The sequence below is a fragment of the Duncaniella dubosii genome, from assembly GCF_004803915.1.
Taxonomy (GTDB): domain Bacteria; phylum Bacteroidota; class Bacteroidia; order Bacteroidales; family Muribaculaceae; genus Duncaniella; species Duncaniella dubosii.
This window is the reverse complement of sequence record NZ_CP039396.1, coordinates 2,244,888-2,261,404: the sequence shown is the minus strand read 5'-3', so window position 1 is coordinate 2,261,404 and position 16,517 is coordinate 2,244,888. Positions and strand designations below refer to the sequence as shown.

The following is a 16,517-nucleotide window of genomic DNA, read 5'->3' as shown; positions in this document are numbered from 1 at the left end:
AACTCAACCCTCATACCATCATGCAGAAAATACTTTACACAAACTCCGTCAGTGAAGCAATCGACCGTCTGGTAACCGAACTCAGCCCCTCAAGCGTGCATATAATCACCGATACGCATGTCGAACACGAAGTGCTTCCGAGACTCGCACTCAGCTATCCTGTCATAGCCGTCGAACCGGGCGACACTAATAAGAATATTGATTCGCTTACAAAAATCTGGGCTGGACTCATCAGCCAAGGTGCTACAAGAAAATCACTTGCCATAAACATCGGCGGTGGCGTAGTGACAGACATGGGCGGATTTGCAGCGGCAACATACAAGAGAGGCATACGTTTCATCAACGTCCCGACAACACTCCTTGCGGCAGTCGATGCGGCAGTCGGAGGCAAGACCGGCATCAATTTCGAAGGTCTTAAAAATGAGGTCGGTGCTTTTGCCCCTGCCGACGCAGTAATCATATCAACCTCCCTCTTCTCAACTCTTCCGGCAGAGGAAATGCTATCGGGATATGCAGAAATGCTGAAACATGGTCTGCTGTCATCCGAAAATGACTACACCGAGCTGCTCGGATTCGATATCCTTGACGCAAATCTCGAACGCCTCCTCCCCCTCCTTGAAAAGAGCGTCAAGGTAAAGGAACGTATCGTTGAAGAAGACCCACGTGAAAAAGGAATCAGGCGTGCACTGAATCTCGGACACACGACAGGCCACGCTTTCGAATCGCTTGCCATCCACAAAGGCGCTCCGGTTCCTCACGGACATGCCGTGGCCTACGGCATACTTGTCGAAATGATCCTATCCCATTCACTTGAATCATTCCCGTCGGAGGAACTTTACAGATATTCTCGCTATCTCAAGGAGCAGGGCTACGGAACGCCCTCAATCACCTGTGATGACTATGCCAGTCTGATTGAATATATGCGTCACGACAAGAAAAACGACACTTGCGACAGCATAAATTTTACGCTCCTGTCATCGCCCGGTCAGGTTTTGATTGACCGCACAGCGTCAGAAGCGCAAATTCTCGCGGCTTTCGACATATTCCGTGATCTTATGGAATAACCGCGACAGACGGGGAGTTTTTTATCTTAAAGTACGTAACCGATAGTGGCAAAGAGCCGGATATTGTGGGATGTCGGTTTCACAATGCCGTTGCTCTGAGCCACATTGCGGAAACCGAACTGGCTTCTCAGCCCGACCGAAATCTTGTCCATGAATTTTATGCTTGTGGCAAGATGGAGACCCGTATCGAAATTACGATATGAATTCAGGTATGCCTTGTCATTGTCATAGTAATCTGTTTTCAGATTTGTGATGGCCGTCACAAGCTGGCCGAGGTCATTTACAGTGGCATTATATATGGTGGTCTTTTGCGAACCGCTCGTGCCGAAATCAAAATAAAGACCGCCATCGACATTCCATCTGACATTATTGGCCACATTGAAACCGAAGCTCACATAGACAGGGATATTTAAAGATCTGTAGCTGTTTTTGATAAATACATTCGAGACATTAGGCTTTCCGTCGGCTGTGACAGCCATATTAATTTTGCCGGAATTTCTAAGATAGTTAAGCTCGGTTCCAAGTCCGATAAACGATGAAAGATTAAACTTGACGCTCACACCAAGCCCCCATGCTAAGCCCATCGAACTGTTGAGGTCTGTAATCTCACTATATGAATCCATATAATTGTTCGTGACATAACTTCCACCAAGAAGAAGATGCACGTCCGATTCAATAAATTTATCAGCTTTGCCATGAGCGACAAACTGTGCGTTTGACCTGAAAGGCAGCAATAAGAGTATCGGTAATAGCAATATGGATACAAAATCTCTCTTTCTCATAATCTTAATAATATAATGAATTTGGTTTGTTGATAGGAATTGGCAATCTGAAATTATGCGTTTTTGGGAAATCAAAATTACATGAATTAACCGTGAAAAGCAAGCATGAAAGATAAATTGAGAAAAATCGTCAAAAAATTTTGCACAATTGAATAATTATTTCTACCTTTGCAGAGTCAAAATAAAAATGAATTACGGCTCCTTAGCTCAACTGAATAGAGCATCTGACTACGGATCAGAAGGTTACAGGTTTGAATCCTGTAGGAGTCACTAAAAATCAGACAGTTACTTGCCTATTGGCAGTGTGACTGTCTTTTTTCTTATATCCACTGTCGATTTCTTCCGTCTCAGTCGATTGCAGCAACCATCTCGCGCTTCAGCTCCGTATCAATTTCGCGATAGCGGGCAAACGCATGACTGCCGGGAGCATGTCCGCTCAGCTCACTGACAAGATTCTGATCCTTGAATTTCTTAAATATGTTGCCGATGAAAGTACGTCGGGCCATGTGTGAACTCGCCACCTCATAGAGTCTGCGGCACACAGCCTCACGCGTGAGAGGATCGATGACCACAACTTTACGAGTGATTCCGGCCAGACGGAGTATATCCTTTATCACACGGTTGTAGCCCATGCGTGAATAGACAGCCGGAAAAAGAGTATCCCTGTCATGGTCTGCATACCGTTCAAGGATTATCTTTGCCGTCCGGTTAAGAGGGACTTTTATTGTCACCGGCCTCCCCTCGCGGGTCTTTCTTGCAACATAATTCAGTTCTCCGTCAACCACATTGCCTGTGGTCAGCAGCATCAGATCCGATACACGGCATCCAACACAACACTGGAATATGAATATGTCGCGCTGAAGAGCGAGGCGCGGATCATAGGAAAAATCATGAAGCTCTACCCTCCTACGCTCATCGAGGGTGAGATAGACAGGTGTGCCGTAGACATTCTGCCCGCTCACGAAAGTGTCAAACGGATTGCTGGGAATCCTCCTCGTCTTCACACCCCATGTCATCACGGCCTTCAGAAGTTTCATGCGGTCGTTTATCGTATTGGGCCCTTTGGGTCGCGTCCTCCCTTCAAGTCCGGCTCCTTGGCTAATCTGCGGATATTTCCTCACCATCAGATGTTCCTTTCGCATGAACTTCTCGATATCCCGCAGACACGACTCGTTCATCCTGCCTGACATCAGTCTGAAACGCGGAAACTTAATCCGGCGATGGGCTTCGTAGCGAGCAAGCGACCTGCGCATAAGCGCATAAGCCTCCGCCCGGCTCTCTGACGCATCCATTACCGACGTGATTTCCATATATGCGTCAATAAGCCCAAGGACTTCCGTGCGCTCCTCCTCAAGACGCGGAATTTCATCGGCATGAAAACGCTCAATGGTTTCCGCAAGCCATCCGGCCTCTACCGTCCGGCGACGCATCATGCAAAAACTGTCCTCGATGTAAGCCTTTAACCTCGCAAGCGAATCGACCGTCACCCTGTAGTCGGCAACATCGCCTGGCCTCACACCATCGTCGGGCAATTTCAACACATAGTCCGACGATTCATTTCCGCCATCATCGGCAAAACTTTCCCTCACGACAAAAATCGGTTTTATCCAAAGATTAGTACACGACTGCTGATCAATCTTTCCATGGCGGAAACGCAGGGATATTTCAACATTTCCGCGGCTGTTCATCTTCTTGCAAATGTAAAGTTTAAACGTCATCACCAGTTGGAATTAAAGTTTTTATTATTGATTATGAATTGGTATGTACTTCCGGTTTGCTATACCACAATAACTGAATGTGTAAAAAACGGTCTTTTACGAAAAATACCACCGATATAATTCTAAGACGAAGATACCACTCCGAAAGTTACACCCGACGCTCCACTTTCCGCTCCGCATCCCCCATGTTTCCACTTGATTCACACGTCTTATCCCCGTCATTCGTCAGTGAAAAAGCCTGTACACAGTCATATCAGCCAATATAAACCACTCATCTTAAACCAGTTACACCTATCACAATTAATCATCATTCACACCTGTTACTTAACTACTAGGTATGAAAAAGCTGTTTCTACTACTTGCGGCCCTCATCACCACGTTTGCGGTAATGGCTCAGAACCAGACCGTTAACGGTACGGTGACAAGCGCCGACGGCGAGCCTCTGATCGGCGCGACCGTAATGGGAGTCGGTACTCAGATGGGTACGGCGACAGACGTCGACGGTAACTTTACCCTGACACTTCCGGCCACTGTCAAAAAACTTCAGGTGTCATACGTCGGCATGACAACCAAGGACGTGAACATCACTCCCGGACAGAAAATGAACATCGTCCTCGACGGAACAAACATGCTCGACGAAGTTATCACCGTAGCCTACGGTACGGCCAAGAAATCGGCATTCACAGGTTCTGCTACAGTCATTGACGCAGCCGAAATCGAGCAGTCGCAGGTGACTAACGCTCTTAACGCTCTTCAAGGCAAGGCTGCAGGTACTCAGATATTCAATCAGTCAGGTCAGCCCGGTAGCGGACCGTCGTCAATTGTCATCCGTGGTATTTCTTCGCTTAATGCAGGAAACGACCCTCTGATTGTGCTTGACGGTGTTCCCTTCGGTGGCTCTATCACAAATATCAACACTTCTGACATCGAGTCGATGACCATTCTCAAGGATGCCGCTTCAAACGCCCTCTATGGTGCGCGCGGTGCAAACGGTGTCATTCTTATCACTACAAAGAAAGCCAAATCAGGCTCTAACGCAATCGTAACCCTCGATGCAAAGTGGGGTCAGAACTCACGTGCGGTACAGGACTATAACACTATTCAGGATCCACGCCTCTATTTCGAGACCTACTATGGCTCGCTCTACAACTACTTCACCAACGAGCGTGGCATGAGTCCGACTCAGGCTTGGCAGACAGCTAACGCCAACCTTATCAACAGCTCTGACTACGGTCTTGGCTATCAGCCGTTCTCGTATCCTACTAATGAATACTTCATTGGCCGTAACGGAAAGGTCAATCCTCTTGCGACACCCGGCAATGTGGTTTCATACAACGGACAGGACTATTTCATCACTCCCGACAACTGGCTTGATGAGACTTATACAAAGAGCCTCCGTCAGGAATACAATGTATCTGTTTCAAATTCCACTCAGTCGACAAACTTCTATGCTTCAATCGGCTACCTGAAGAATGAGGGTATCATCGCCAACACGGACTACGAACGTTTTACCGGCCGTCTCAACGCTGATTCCCAGCTCAAATCATGGCTGAAAGTCGGCGCTAACATGGCATACGCCCACACTAACAACAACGCTATGGGTTCAGACGGCTCTGCTACTGCCGTGAACAACCCTCTCGCAATCGCAACCTCAATCGCCCCGATCTATCCGATGTATATCCGCGACGGAAAGGGAAATATAATGACCAATGCCGACGGCATGATTCTCTATGACTACGGTCAGGGTCAGAATGCAGGTCTCAGCCGTCCGAACGGTGCTTCGTTTGGCAGCAACGGTGTGTCTGACGTCCTTTATAATACCAATAACACAGAAGGCAACTCTGTCAATGCCACCGGATATGCAGAAGTGCGCTTCCTTAAGGACTTCAAATTCACCACAAACAACACTGTATATGTTAACGAATATCGTGGCACAGCTGTCAGCAACCCATTGACCGTCAACAATCTTAACGATGGTGGCCGTGTCATCAAGGAACACCAGCGCTACATGACCTATACCTATCAGCAGCTTCTCAACTGGAATCGCAAATTTGGCCTTCACGATGTAGGAGTGCTCCTCGGTCATGAAAATTCATGGATTAAAACAACTCTTCTCGGTGCAACCCGTACAAACATGTTCTCACCGGGCAATCACGAACTTAACGGCGCTGTGATTGACAACTCGATGGAATCATATACAACTTCATACGACAACGAAGGATTCTTCTTCCGTGCACAGTATGATTACGACAGCAAATATTTCGCATCTGCCTCATATCGTCGCGACGCATCCTCTCGCTTCCATCCTGATCATCGTTGGGGTAACTTCTGGTCGCTTGGTGGCGCATGGATCATCTCAAAGGAAAGCTGGTTTGAGACCGCTACTTGGGTTGACCTCTTGAAAATCAAGGCTTCGTATGGCGAACAAGGCAATGACAACATCGGTAACTACCGCTATACCAACAATTACACAGTCGTAAACGTCAACGGTCAGCCGTCGCTCTCTGCAAGCTCCGTAAAGGGTAATCCCGACATCACTTGGGAAAAGAACGGCAACTTCAACGCAGGTGTTGAATTTGCGTTCTTCAACAACCGTCTCTCAGGTAGCTTCGAGACATTCTACCGCAAGACATCCGACATGCTCTATCAGAAACCGCTCGCAGCATCTTCAGGCTTCTCCAACCAGTGGGAAAACTTCGGTGACATGTCGAACACAGGTATCGAACTCGATCTTCACGGAAGAGTCATCGAAACCCGCGATTTCACATGGGATCTCAACTTCAACCTCACATGGTATAAGAACAAGGTGACCCGTCTTCCCGAAACAAACAAGGGCAACTATGTAGAAGGTCACTACGGAACTGCATCACGCGGATTCTTCATTGCCGAAGGTCTGCCGATGTACACATACTACCTTGCACAGTTCGCAGGTGTGGATCAGGAAACAGGTATGCCCCTCTTCTGGAAGAATGTATATAAGACCGATGAAAACGGTGCGGTCATGAAAGACGCAGCCGGCCATCCCATCGTTGACTCCCGCAAGAAAGTCAACTACAACGAAGAACCTGACCAATATCTATGCGGTTCAGCAATCCCAAGGCATACGGTGGATTCGGCACGGCATTCACCTTCAAAGGATTCGACCTCTCGGTTGACTTCACTTATCAGATCGGCGGTAAAGTAATCGACGGCAACTATGACAGCTATATGTCAGCTCCCCAGTCGGGAACACGCGGTGCGACATTCCACGCAGATGTCCTCAACGCATGGACTCCTGAAAACCCCTCGGCAACTATTCCCCGCTTCCAGTTCGGCGACAACTTCCAGATTTCATCTGACCAGTATCTCACCGACGCATCCTACCTCAGCCTTCAGAACGTAAACTTCGGCTATACTATTCCCAAGAATGTATGCAACAAGATTTTCCTTCAGAAAGTACGCGTTTACTTCAGCGGTGAAAACCTCTGGTTGTGGTCGAAGCGTCAGGGTCTTGATCCCCGACAGTTCGCTCTCGGCGGTACAAGCATTGGCGGCGGTAACACATATTATTCAGCTATCCGTACCCTCTCAGGCGGTATAACAGTAACCTTCTAAACAAACTATCGACTATTTACAATGAAAAATATATTGAAATCGCTTGCGGTCTTGGCCGTGGCAACACCTCTGCTGACGGGATGTATCGAAGAAACATTCCCAACCAACGGTGTGACTTCAGATCAGGTAGCCGGTTCGTCCAAATCACTTGAATCAATTGTGAAAGGTATGCCGGCATATATGAAACAGTGGCATATCTGGAGCAAAAACGCCTTCGACTTCGGTTATCCCTCTGTAATAATAGCTCAGAATGTCATGACCAATGACATGATTCAGCCCTACACCGGCTACCAGCACTTCATGTACTGGCAGGAAGTCGTCATTTCGATTGACCCCACTTATCTTCTTTCGCAGATCAACTGGTATTATCTTAACTTTCAGGTGAAGGCGGCCAATGAGGTTATCGGTATGCTCCCGACCCGCAGACTCCCGAACAGATCAAATATCTTGCCGAGGCTCTCGCCTACCGCAGCGCCACTTATATCGACATGGCCCGTACCTACGAGTTTCTTCCCAATGAGACTATCAGCGGAGTCAACAGCGACGGCAACGATGTTACCGGACTGACCGTCCCTTATGTCACTCCGGACATGACAAGCGAAGAGCTGAGCAACAATCCCCGTCTTCCTCACGCGCAAATGTCGGAGAAACTGCTCGCCGACCTGACACGTGCCGAAGAACTTTTCCAATCCACAAATTCAGCACGCGAATCAAAGGTATTTCCTGATCTCGCTGTAGTCTATGGTCTTATGGCTCGTGTCTACATGTGGGACGAGAACTATCCCAAGGCAGCCGAATATGCCCGCAAGGCTATTTCGACAGGCACAGGCTATGCCCCTCTGACCCAAAACGAATGGTTTGACAAGACAAATGGATTCAACAGCTCTAATTTCAACTCTTGGATGTGGGCCATCCAGTATGAAAGCAATGACGAGCCTGTAACTAATGGTCAGTCAGCCAACTGGGGCAGCTTCATGATGGCGGAATCAAATCTCGGTTACAATGGACAGTATGGCACAAATATGATGATTGATGCCGCGCTCTACGCATCAATCGACAATGCCGACTGGCGCAAACTATCGTGGAAAGCGCCTGCAGGCAGCGCACTTTCAGGTCTTGAACCCTATATCTCGGCAAGCAAGGGAGCGTCGCTCATGGATTATGCAGGTATCAAGTTCCGTCCCGGCAACGGTGTGGTCGACCAGCGTGCGACAACATTTGCTGTAGCTGTGCCGCTCATGCGTATTGAGGAAATGTATCTTATTGAAGCCGAGGCTGTGGCTCACAGCAACCCTGCTCAGGGTAAAGAACTCCTTGAAAACTTCATGAAGACCTATCGCTATCCGACATACGCCTGTCTCGCAAGCGACACTGAAGGCGTCATTGACGAATGTTTCAAGCAGAAACGTATCGAGTTCTGGGGCGAGAACGTAATCTTCTATGATTTCAAGCGTCTCAACAAGAGTGTGACCCGTGGCTACGACGGTTCTAACTGGCCTGCCGCCGCACAATATAATACCAACGGCCGTCCCGGCTGGATGAACTGGCCTTTCGTCGACTATGAAGGCAACTTCAACAAGGGTGTGGAAGGTTTCTGCAATCCCGGTGTCGGAGATAAATTTAAACCCGCTAATTAACAGGTAGACAATGAAACTATATAAATTATTTTCAGCAATCGGACTGATTGCAGCCATGTCGTTTACAGCATGTACTGATGAAGTCGACTACACACCTGCTCCCGAAGTCAACACCCCCGGAGTATATTTCTCTTCTGAGGAAGAGGTAACCTTCACCATTGACGCACAGTCTGGCGCACAGGTAATCACCCTCTACCGACTGACAGGCGATGGTGAGCTTACAGTGCCAGTTGTTGCTGCAGGTGATACCGACAAGTTCTCTGTCCCTGCAAGCGTGACATTTGCAAACGGTGCTACTTCCACCCCGGTTTCGATTACTCCGCTTGTCGACGCGATGGAAAACTTCACCACCTATAACCTGAGTCTCACCATAGATGAGGAATTCACATCCCCCTATATCCTCAACGCTTGGGAAGGTGCGTTCACATTTGCTGACGGAGAGGAATGGATTACCATCGGAAACTGCCAGTATACTGACGACATGTGCGGTCCGCTATTCAGCAATCCCTGTTTCACATGGTCTGTCGAGATTCAGGAACACTATGATACTGCCGGTCTCTATCGTCTCGTAAATCCCTACGGATGCGCAGCTTCTCCGTTCAAAAACTACTGCAAGCTCAGCGAGAACTACGTTGTTGTCAATGCAACCGATCCTTCAAAGGTATTCTTTGGCGACAACCCCAATGCAGGTTTCACCACTGGCGTTGATATGGGCTATGGAGTGATGACAATCGGTCTTCAGGCATTCGGGACACTCGCCGACGGCAAGATTACATGGCCTGTTAAAGGTCTTGCAATTTTTGATAACGCCGACGGTTACTATGCTAACCAAAGCGGAGCTTTCTGCATTGACCTTACAAGCCTCGAATAATTGAATTTATTCACCAAAAAACAAACGGATGTGCCGACTGACGCATCCGTTTGTTTTTTCAGCTCATTCGCATAAGATTCTACTGCGATAAATGCAAAATCGTCAGATATATCCAAATGAATGCGGGCCGATCATTGCCAATCGGTCCGCATTTGTTGTCTTCAGATTTATTCAGTCTGCGTCAGATTTTCCCTTTGGTAAGGACGAGTGTCATGACGGCGCAGATGATAAGGACGATGCCGATTATGGCGCGGACGGTGAGGACTTCGCCAAACATAAGAACTCCGAACATGATGCCTGTTATGGGTTCAAGAGCACCGAGTATGGCAACGGGCACAGAGCCTATGCACTGTATTGAGATGGCAACCGTCATCAGCGACACGATGGTCGGTATGACAGATATGCCTATTATACAGGCCCACGGCAGCCATCCGGCAGGGACAGGCTGCACAGCCGTGAAGAAATCCGTACGTGCGGCAAAGACTATCAGTCCGAACATCAGCGAATAAAATGTCAGCGTCGACCCGGAGAGATGGCGGATGCGGCTCTTGTTGATGAGCACCATGTAGAGTCCATAGGCAAGCGCGGAGAATATGACGAGGGTGATTCCTGTTGCCGTCACATGTGCCCCTTTGCCCGGATTACAGAGAAAAGCGACTCCAGCCAGGCAGATGGCTATCGAGATAATGGTCCACAGTGAAATCCTTTCGCGATAAAAGAGCCATAGGATCAAGGCTATGAACACCGGTTCGACAAACAGCAGCGTCGACGCAAGTCCTACGTCCATATAATTATAGGCTTCGAAGAGCAACACCGATGAAAGCGCAAAAAATATACCCAGTATGACCATAAGCGGCAAATCTCGCCGTTCGAGGCGGAAACTGTCGCCGCGCATCCACATGATTGCGCCGAGTATCATCGCCGCAAACACGTAGCGGTAAAACAGCACTGACGATACGTCCATCCCCAGTTCATAGAGGGGGACGGCAAACAGAGGGTTTGTGCCGTAGCTCACCGCAGCCACAGCACCGAGGATATATCCTTTGGTGGTTTGTGTCATATACGCTGAAAAAATCTGATATATGTCGTTTGTCCTTTGGAGGGGAAATCCCTATTTCATGCGCATGAAGGGAAGGAGGAGATTGTTGAGCTGATTGTATTCCACAAGGAAGCCGTCGTGGCCGAAAGGTGAATGTATTTCGCCATAGACCGCCCCCGGGATTTTCGAACATAGTTCCTGCATCTCGCGTGGCGGAAACACAATGTCGGTTTCCAGCCCGATCACGAGAGTGCGCGCCTTGATGCATTTGAGAGCTTCGTCAAGACCGCCTCGGCCTCGGCCCACATCGTGGGTGTCGAAAGCATTGAGGATGGAATAGTAGGAGTAGGCATCGAATCTCCGGCAGAGCTTTTCGCCCTGATATTGCTGATAGCTCGACGCGCGGTGCACTTCGGGGAGTTCCTCTTTGTCGCGTTGGGTGAGGTTGTAGCCGTAGTAGCCACGGTAGCTCAACAGGCCGATTGCACGCGCAGCGGCAAGTCCTTTCCGCCCTGCGTCGGCCGACGGCTCGCCGAAGGTATGGTCGGCCTCGATACACATGCGCATCGTTTCGTCAATGGCGATTGTCCACGGCGTGGCTACGGCATCAGTGGCCATCAGTACAAGTCTGTCGAAACGCTCAGGTTGCATGACCGCCCATTCGATAGCTTGGAATCCGCCGACCGAACATCCGACAAGTGTGTCGATATGGCCGATTCCGAGTGCATCGGCGAGAATGCAGTGGGCGTTCACGATGTCACGGATTGTATATTTCGGGAAATCCTTGAAATATGGATGTCCCGTCGCCGGATTGGTGTGCAGTGGGGATGTTGTCCCGTAAGGCGACCCGAGAATATTGGCACAGACCACAAAGTTGTGTGCCGGATCAAGGAATTTACCCTCCTCGACCGTATGAGGCCACCAGTCCTGAACATCGCTGTTTGCGGTCAGGGCATGGCATACCCAGACGACGTTGCTTTTATCATCGTTGAGAGTGCCGTATGTGTGATATGCGATACGAAGTTCATCGAGCTGACCTCCGAGTTCGAGCGCGAAAGGCTCGTTGTGGTGATAATAATTGACCATTTTTCCAATTGACGCTATTAGTGGCCACAAAGTTAAGCATTTCGGAGGGGAATGTGGGAAAACGCAGTCTACAAAAATTAAGAAATCACAAAAATAACAGCGTCCTTGTCTGTGCGGACATCAGCGGTCTGCCACAGCATACATGGAAGCTGTTATTTTTATGATTGCCGGATATCTGTATCCGGGATATTTTTCAGAAGGTGACGTTGTATTTGTCAAGAAGTTCGCTCGGGTGATAGGATTCCTTGGCGTGGCGCAGTCCCGGGTCGCCGACATCTTCCTCTCGGTTGATGTATATGAGTCCCGGCTGGCGTTCGGTCATCATAGCGGCAAACAGCTTGTTGACAGTCTCACCCGCGCCGACAACCTCGTGGTTCATTTTCTCAATATGTGTATAGAGCGTGTCGCCCTTCACTTCCCCGAGGGTGAAAGCCACGATTCCGTCGCTGGGTGTCGAAAGCACAGCGCCCTCGAATCCGTAGGCATCCAGATTGTCAAGCACGTGCATCACCTGCGCACGCTCGATGTCGGCCAACGCCGGTTTTGACAACGGAAGATGTGTCGCGTTGAAAAACTCTCTCACAGCGGGAAGCAGATCTGGAGTCAACGGCTCGAATGTATAGCCGGGATTCTCGGCCTCGAAACGGTTGACATGGTTACGCTTCTTGTTAAGCTTCTTGCCACTCAGAGTGGCAAGAGCTTGCGCGTCATACAGATAGTCGCTCCAGCCTTCAAGCTTCTCTACCGACTTTGCGCCGAGTGCCTGAAGCGGTGCGACATAAGCCTCAGGCACAGCCGAAAAGATTAGCTCGCAGCCTTCGCGACGGCAGTGTTCGAGCAAAATATTGACCGACTCCTCAATCCCCATCTTGCCGACGGGGATTGAAAAAGCCGGTCGTGTTACATCGTCTTCGGTCACTCCCTTAATAAAGAGTGTGTCGTTGAAGATACAGTATGTGTAATCGAAATAATCAGTCCACATGAACATACCGCCGACAGTGAAATCACACGTTCGGCAACATGCCTGTGAGAAAAACGGACGGAGTTTATCGACATCCGAAAGCGTAAGGGGCCTGAATCTGAGCTGGCTCTCTCTTCGCGGACGCGCTGTGATGACAGCGGTGGTGTAGCCTGCATTCTGGCGTGGCGTTATCATAATATAAATAGTTTGTGCGTTTTTTTTCATTATGATAAACGTTTCGCGCTTATGTGAGGTTCACACGCAGACGCGTCTTCTCCGTCGCGTGGTTCTTACTGACGGCCTGAGGTGGCTACTTCGCGGTTGATCTTGTTGACAAGACCCTGAAGCACCTTGCCCGGGCCGAGTTCGATAAACTCGTCAGCTCCGTCGGCAATCATGTTCTGCACGCTCTGAGTCCAGCGCACGGGTGCGGTGAGCTGAGCCACGAGGTTAGCCTTGATTTCAGCGGGATCGGTGTGAGGCCTGGCATCGACGTTCTGGTAAACAGGCACAACGGGAGTGTGGACCTCTGTCTTTTCGATTGCTTCTGCAAGCTCGGCGCGTGCAGGCTCCATGCAGGGAGAGTGGAACGCACCGCCTACCTTGAGTCGCATCGCGCGCTTTGCTCCGGCTTCCTTGAGCTTGACACATGCAGCGTCGATAGCTTCTTCTTCGCCTGAAATTACGAGCTGGCCAGGGCAGTTGTAGTTGGCGCAGACAACCACACCGGGAATCTCGGCGCAGATTTCTTCAACCTTTTCGTCGGGAAGTGCGATAACGGCAGCCATCGTCGAGGGCTTGAGTTCGCAAGCCTTCTGCATGGCCTGTGCGCGGGCCGACACGAGACGGAGGCCGTCTTCGAAGCTGAGCGCTCCGGCAGCGACAAGTGCAGAGAATTCGCCGAGCGAGTGACCTGCCACCATCGAGGGGGCAAATTCTTCGCCCATTGTCTTGGCGAGTATCACAGAGTGGAGAAAAATTGCAGGCTGTGTAACCTTGGTCTGACGAAGGTCTTCGTCTGTGCCTTCAAACATAAGGTCAGTGATGCGGAAACCGAGAATTTCATTTGCTTTCTCAAACATTTCCTTTGCCACTTCATTGTTGTCGTAGAGGTCTTTGCCCATTCCGACGAACTGGGCTCCCTGACCGGGAAATACAAATGCTTTCATAAATGAATTGGTATATAATCTGTTTGGAGGTGCAAAGTTACGTTTTTCCGATAAGATTTTAAGGTTCAAAAACCATTTTTAACATCACTCTCCGCAATGCGGCGCAGCGTTTACTCGTTTCATCAATAAAAAATTACGTAACTTTGCATTATCGCAGACAGTCCACACAATCCTGACTGTAATCTTAATTTTTTATTAACCACTATGATACCTTGCTTTCTAAATTTCGGCACAGGCGAACTCATCATAATCTTTTTCGCTATCATCCTGCTTTTCGGAGCGAAACGTATCCCCGAACTTGCCCGCAGCATGGGCAAAGGCATCAGTATGTTCAAACAGGGCATGAACGAAGCCGTCGACCAGATAAAGGAAACTCCCGATGCGAAACCGTCGTCGGCAGATTCTGCCTCTGACAATACTCAAACCAAAAACGAAGCTGACCGGAAGTGAATTCCGAGATGGGATTTTGGGATCACGCTGAAGCTCTGCGCGGAGTCTTGCTCCGTGTGACGGGGCTTCTTGTCGTGTTGACATGCGTGCTTTTCGCCGCAATGCCCCACATCTTTGATTCTGTGATTCTTGCTCCGTGCAAGTCTGATTTCATACTCTACCGATGGCTTGCCGAACTGCCCGGCTCGACACTCCTCCCGGACTCAGCCACCGGCAGTCATGATATCGAACTGATAAACATCCGGCTTGCATCGCAGTTTTTCATCCACATGTCCACGTCGTTCTGGCTTGCCGTAGTGTTGGGATTCCCCTTCTGTGTCTATCTGCTCTGGGGCTTCGTTGCTCCGGGACTTTACGAGGAGGAGAAGCGCGGGATGCGCACGGCATTCATTTTCGGCAACATGATGTTTTTTCTCGGAGTCGCCACGGGCTATTTCATAGTCTTCCCGCTCACACTTCGCTTCCTTGCCGATTACCAGCTGAGCACCCTGATTCCAAATCAGATTTCTCTTGATTCGTATATGGACAACTTCCTCATGCTTATCCTTGTCATGGGCATAGTGTTCGAGCTTCCGCTGGTGACATGGCTCATCGGCAAGACCGGTTTCCTCTCGCGTGCCTTCTTCAGCCGTTACCGCCGCCATGCGATTGTGGCGCTGCTTGTCGCCGCCGCCGCCATCACTCCGAGCGGTGACCCGTTCACGCTTATGGTGGTCTTTCTCCCCTTGTATCTTCTCTGGGAGCTTTCCGCCTTCACCGTGCCTGCCATGTCAGCGACAGACGCATGTTCCGGGACAGCCTGACAACCCGGTATAAACTATAAAATTATAATCTCACATATCATATCCACCTGATTATGAAAATTGGCATAATTGTGGCCATGCAGAAGGAGCTGGCCCTGATACTTCCTCTTCTCTCCGATTCATCCACCGAGGTCCGCGGGACAGTCACTTACCACTGCGGACATATAGGCGAAAACGAAGTGGCTGTGATGCAGTGTGGCATCGGCAAGGTAAACGCGGCTATCGGAGCGGTGAGCCTCATCGATGCCTTCTGCCCCGAACTCGTCATCAACACAGGCGTAGCGGCCGGAGCCGGCGACGAAGTGGCCGTGATGGATATTGTCCTTGCCGACCGTCTTGTGCACCACGATTTCTGGTGTATCGGCGAGGAATGGGGACATGTCCCCGGATGCCCGCTATATTTCCCCGCACGGCTGCCTCAAATCAGAGAGAACGAAAATGTTAAACTTGGATTGATCGCTTCAGGTGAGCTTTTTATATCTTCAAAAGATGAAATCGACTCCATCCGCGGACATTTCCCCGACGTTATGGCCGTCGACATGGAGTCGGCCGCTATCGCTCAGGTGTGCGAGCAGCGCGGTGTCCCGTTCATGTGTCTGCGAGTCATCAGCGACACTCCTTGGTGTTCCCACGACAACTCCCGCCAGTATGACGACTTCTGGAACGAAGCTCCACAGAAAACATTTGAAATAGTAAAAGAAATCATTTTCAACGCATAATCCCTGATTTTATAATGCACGGCAGATAATCCACCGGATAGATATTATGAATTGTGCATTATGAATTAACCCACCGTTTCGATGAATAAAATACCGAGTTTCACAATTGACCACAACCGTCTGCTTAGAGGCATTTACGTCTCACGACGCGACACGACTCCCTCGGGCGATGTCATAACTACATTCGACGTGCGCATGACAGAGCCAAACCGCCAGCCGGCGCTCACCCCTGAATCGCTACATGCGCTTGAACACCTTGCGGCCACATATCTGCGCAACAATCCTCAATGGAAAGACCGCATTGTCTACTGGGGGCCTATGGGTTGCTGCACAGGCAACTATCTGATAGTCCAAGGTGAGCTTGAAAGCGCCGATGTGGTAGACCTCCTCAGGGATACGATGGATTTTGTGGCTCGTTTTGAGGGTGAAGTCCCCGGAGCAAGCCCACGTGACTGCGGCAACTGGTCGTTCATGGATCTCGAACAGGCCCGGAAGGATGCCCGGCGCTATCTCCAAGAGGTCCTTGCCGACATCAGGCCGGAAAATCTTGTCTATCCGCAATAAAAACAACCGCCATTAAAAGACCGTTATCGGCCTTCGCTTCTATTTTTGTCACACGTGGTC

At 49.7% G+C, this 16,517-nt stretch carries 16 protein-coding genes and 1 tRNA gene; 11 read left to right on the top strand and 6 right to left on the bottom strand.

Annotation, left to right across the window (positions count from 1 at the left end; translation table 11 throughout):
- Window positions 1-20: 20 nt before the first annotated feature.
- Complete coding sequence (gene aroB, locus E7747_RS09815) at window positions 21-1,064, top strand: 3-dehydroquinate synthase (protein WP_136415690.1); 1,044 nt, start codon at window positions 21-23, stop codon at window positions 1,062-1,064.
- 26 nt (window positions 1,065-1,090) lie between these two features.
- On the opposite strand, the gene E7747_RS09810 is transcribed toward aroB, so the two are convergent.
- A complete protein-coding gene (locus tag E7747_RS09810; RefSeq protein ID WP_136415688.1) occupies window positions 1,091-1,846 on the bottom strand; it encodes a porin family protein in 756 nt (251 codons plus the stop codon).
- Window positions 1,847-2,042: 196 nt separating this feature from the next.
- Here E7747_RS09810 and E7747_RS09805 point away from each other — a divergent pair.
- Window positions 2,043-2,116, top strand: a tRNA-Arg gene (locus E7747_RS09805).
- A gap of 77 nt (window positions 2,117-2,193) precedes the next feature.
- On the opposite strand, the gene E7747_RS09800 is transcribed toward E7747_RS09805, so the two are convergent.
- A complete protein-coding gene (locus E7747_RS09800; protein WP_168185303.1) occupies window positions 2,194-3,534 on the bottom strand; it encodes a tyrosine-type recombinase/integrase in 1,341 nt (446 codons plus the stop codon).
- A 367-nt stretch (window positions 3,535-3,901) separates the two neighbouring features.
- Here E7747_RS09800 and E7747_RS09795 point away from each other — a divergent pair, with 367 nt between their 5' ends.
- The 5 genes from E7747_RS09795 to E7747_RS09780 are packed head-to-tail and all read left to right on the top strand — an operon-like array spanning window position 3,902 to window position 9,666.
- The gene (locus tag E7747_RS09795; RefSeq protein WP_317130190.1) at window positions 3,902-6,748 is read left to right on the top strand and encodes a SusC/RagA family TonB-linked outer membrane protein; all 2,847 of its coding nucleotides are present in this window, start codon (window positions 3,902-3,904) and stop codon (window positions 6,746-6,748) included.
- Window positions 6,643-7,158, top strand: a complete 516-nt coding sequence (locus E7747_RS17355) for a hypothetical protein (RefSeq protein ID WP_317130189.1) — start codon at window positions 6,643-6,645, stop codon at window positions 7,156-7,158. The genes E7747_RS09795 and E7747_RS17355 overlap by 106 nt, the downstream gene beginning before the upstream one ends.
- Window positions 7,159-7,179: 21 nt before the next feature.
- A complete protein-coding gene (locus E7747_RS09790) occupies window positions 7,180-7,725 on the top strand; it encodes a hypothetical protein (RefSeq protein ID WP_136415684.1) in 546 nt (181 codons plus the stop codon).
- A complete protein-coding gene (locus tag E7747_RS09785; protein WP_136415683.1) occupies window positions 7,647-8,795 on the top strand; it encodes a RagB/SusD family nutrient uptake outer membrane protein in 1,149 nt (382 codons plus the stop codon). The genes E7747_RS09790 and E7747_RS09785 overlap by 79 nt, the downstream gene beginning before the upstream one ends.
- 10 nt (window positions 8,796-8,805) lie before the next feature.
- Window positions 8,806-9,666, top strand: coding sequence for a hypothetical protein (locus E7747_RS09780; protein ID WP_136415681.1), 861 nt, complete (start codon window positions 8,806-8,808; stop codon window positions 9,664-9,666).
- 181 nt (window positions 9,667-9,847) lie between these two features.
- Here E7747_RS09780 and E7747_RS09775 read toward each other — a convergent pair whose 3' ends face one another.
- From E7747_RS09775 to fabD, 4 genes are all read right to left on the bottom strand, one after another.
- The gene (locus E7747_RS09775; RefSeq protein ID WP_136415679.1) at window positions 9,848-10,726 is read right to left on the bottom strand and encodes a DMT family transporter; all 879 of its coding nucleotides are present in this window, start codon (window positions 10,724-10,726) and stop codon (window positions 9,848-9,850) included.
- Window positions 10,727-10,777: 51 nt separating this feature from the next.
- Window positions 10,778-11,791, bottom strand: coding sequence for a homoserine O-acetyltransferase family protein (locus E7747_RS09770; RefSeq protein WP_136415677.1), 1,014 nt, complete (start codon window positions 11,789-11,791; stop codon window positions 10,778-10,780).
- 193 nt (window positions 11,792-11,984) lie between these two features.
- A complete protein-coding gene (locus tag E7747_RS09765; protein ID WP_168185302.1) occupies window positions 11,985-12,947 on the bottom strand; it encodes a DUF2156 domain-containing protein in 963 nt (320 codons plus the stop codon).
- Window positions 12,948-13,042: 95 nt separating this feature from the next.
- Window positions 13,043-13,921, bottom strand: coding sequence for an ACP S-malonyltransferase (gene fabD, locus E7747_RS09760; protein WP_136415674.1), 879 nt, complete (start codon window positions 13,919-13,921; stop codon window positions 13,043-13,045).
- Window positions 13,922-14,125: 204 nt separating this feature from the next.
- Between fabD and E7747_RS09755 the strand changes: the two genes are divergently transcribed.
- From E7747_RS09755 to E7747_RS09740, 4 genes are all read left to right on the top strand, one after another.
- Window positions 14,126-14,371 carry a Sec-independent protein translocase subunit TatA/TatB gene (locus E7747_RS09755; RefSeq protein WP_123614329.1) on the top strand — a complete coding sequence of 82 codons (246 nt, stop codon included), beginning with the start codon at window positions 14,126-14,128 and terminating at the stop codon, window positions 14,369-14,371.
- Between the two features lie 8 nt (window positions 14,372-14,379).
- Window positions 14,380-15,174, top strand: coding sequence for a twin-arginine translocase subunit TatC (tatC, locus tag E7747_RS09750; RefSeq protein ID WP_136415672.1), 795 nt, complete (start codon window positions 14,380-14,382; stop codon window positions 15,172-15,174).
- 53 nt (window positions 15,175-15,227) lie between these two features.
- Entirely contained in the window at window positions 15,228-15,893 is a 666-nt protein-coding gene (locus E7747_RS09745; RefSeq protein WP_136415670.1) for a 5'-methylthioadenosine/adenosylhomocysteine nucleosidase, read from the top strand.
- An 81-nt stretch (window positions 15,894-15,974) separates the two neighbouring features.
- Window positions 15,975-16,457, top strand: coding sequence for an S-ribosylhomocysteine lyase (locus E7747_RS09740; protein WP_136415668.1), 483 nt, complete (start codon window positions 15,975-15,977; stop codon window positions 16,455-16,457).
- Window positions 16,458-16,517 lie beyond the last annotated feature (60 nt).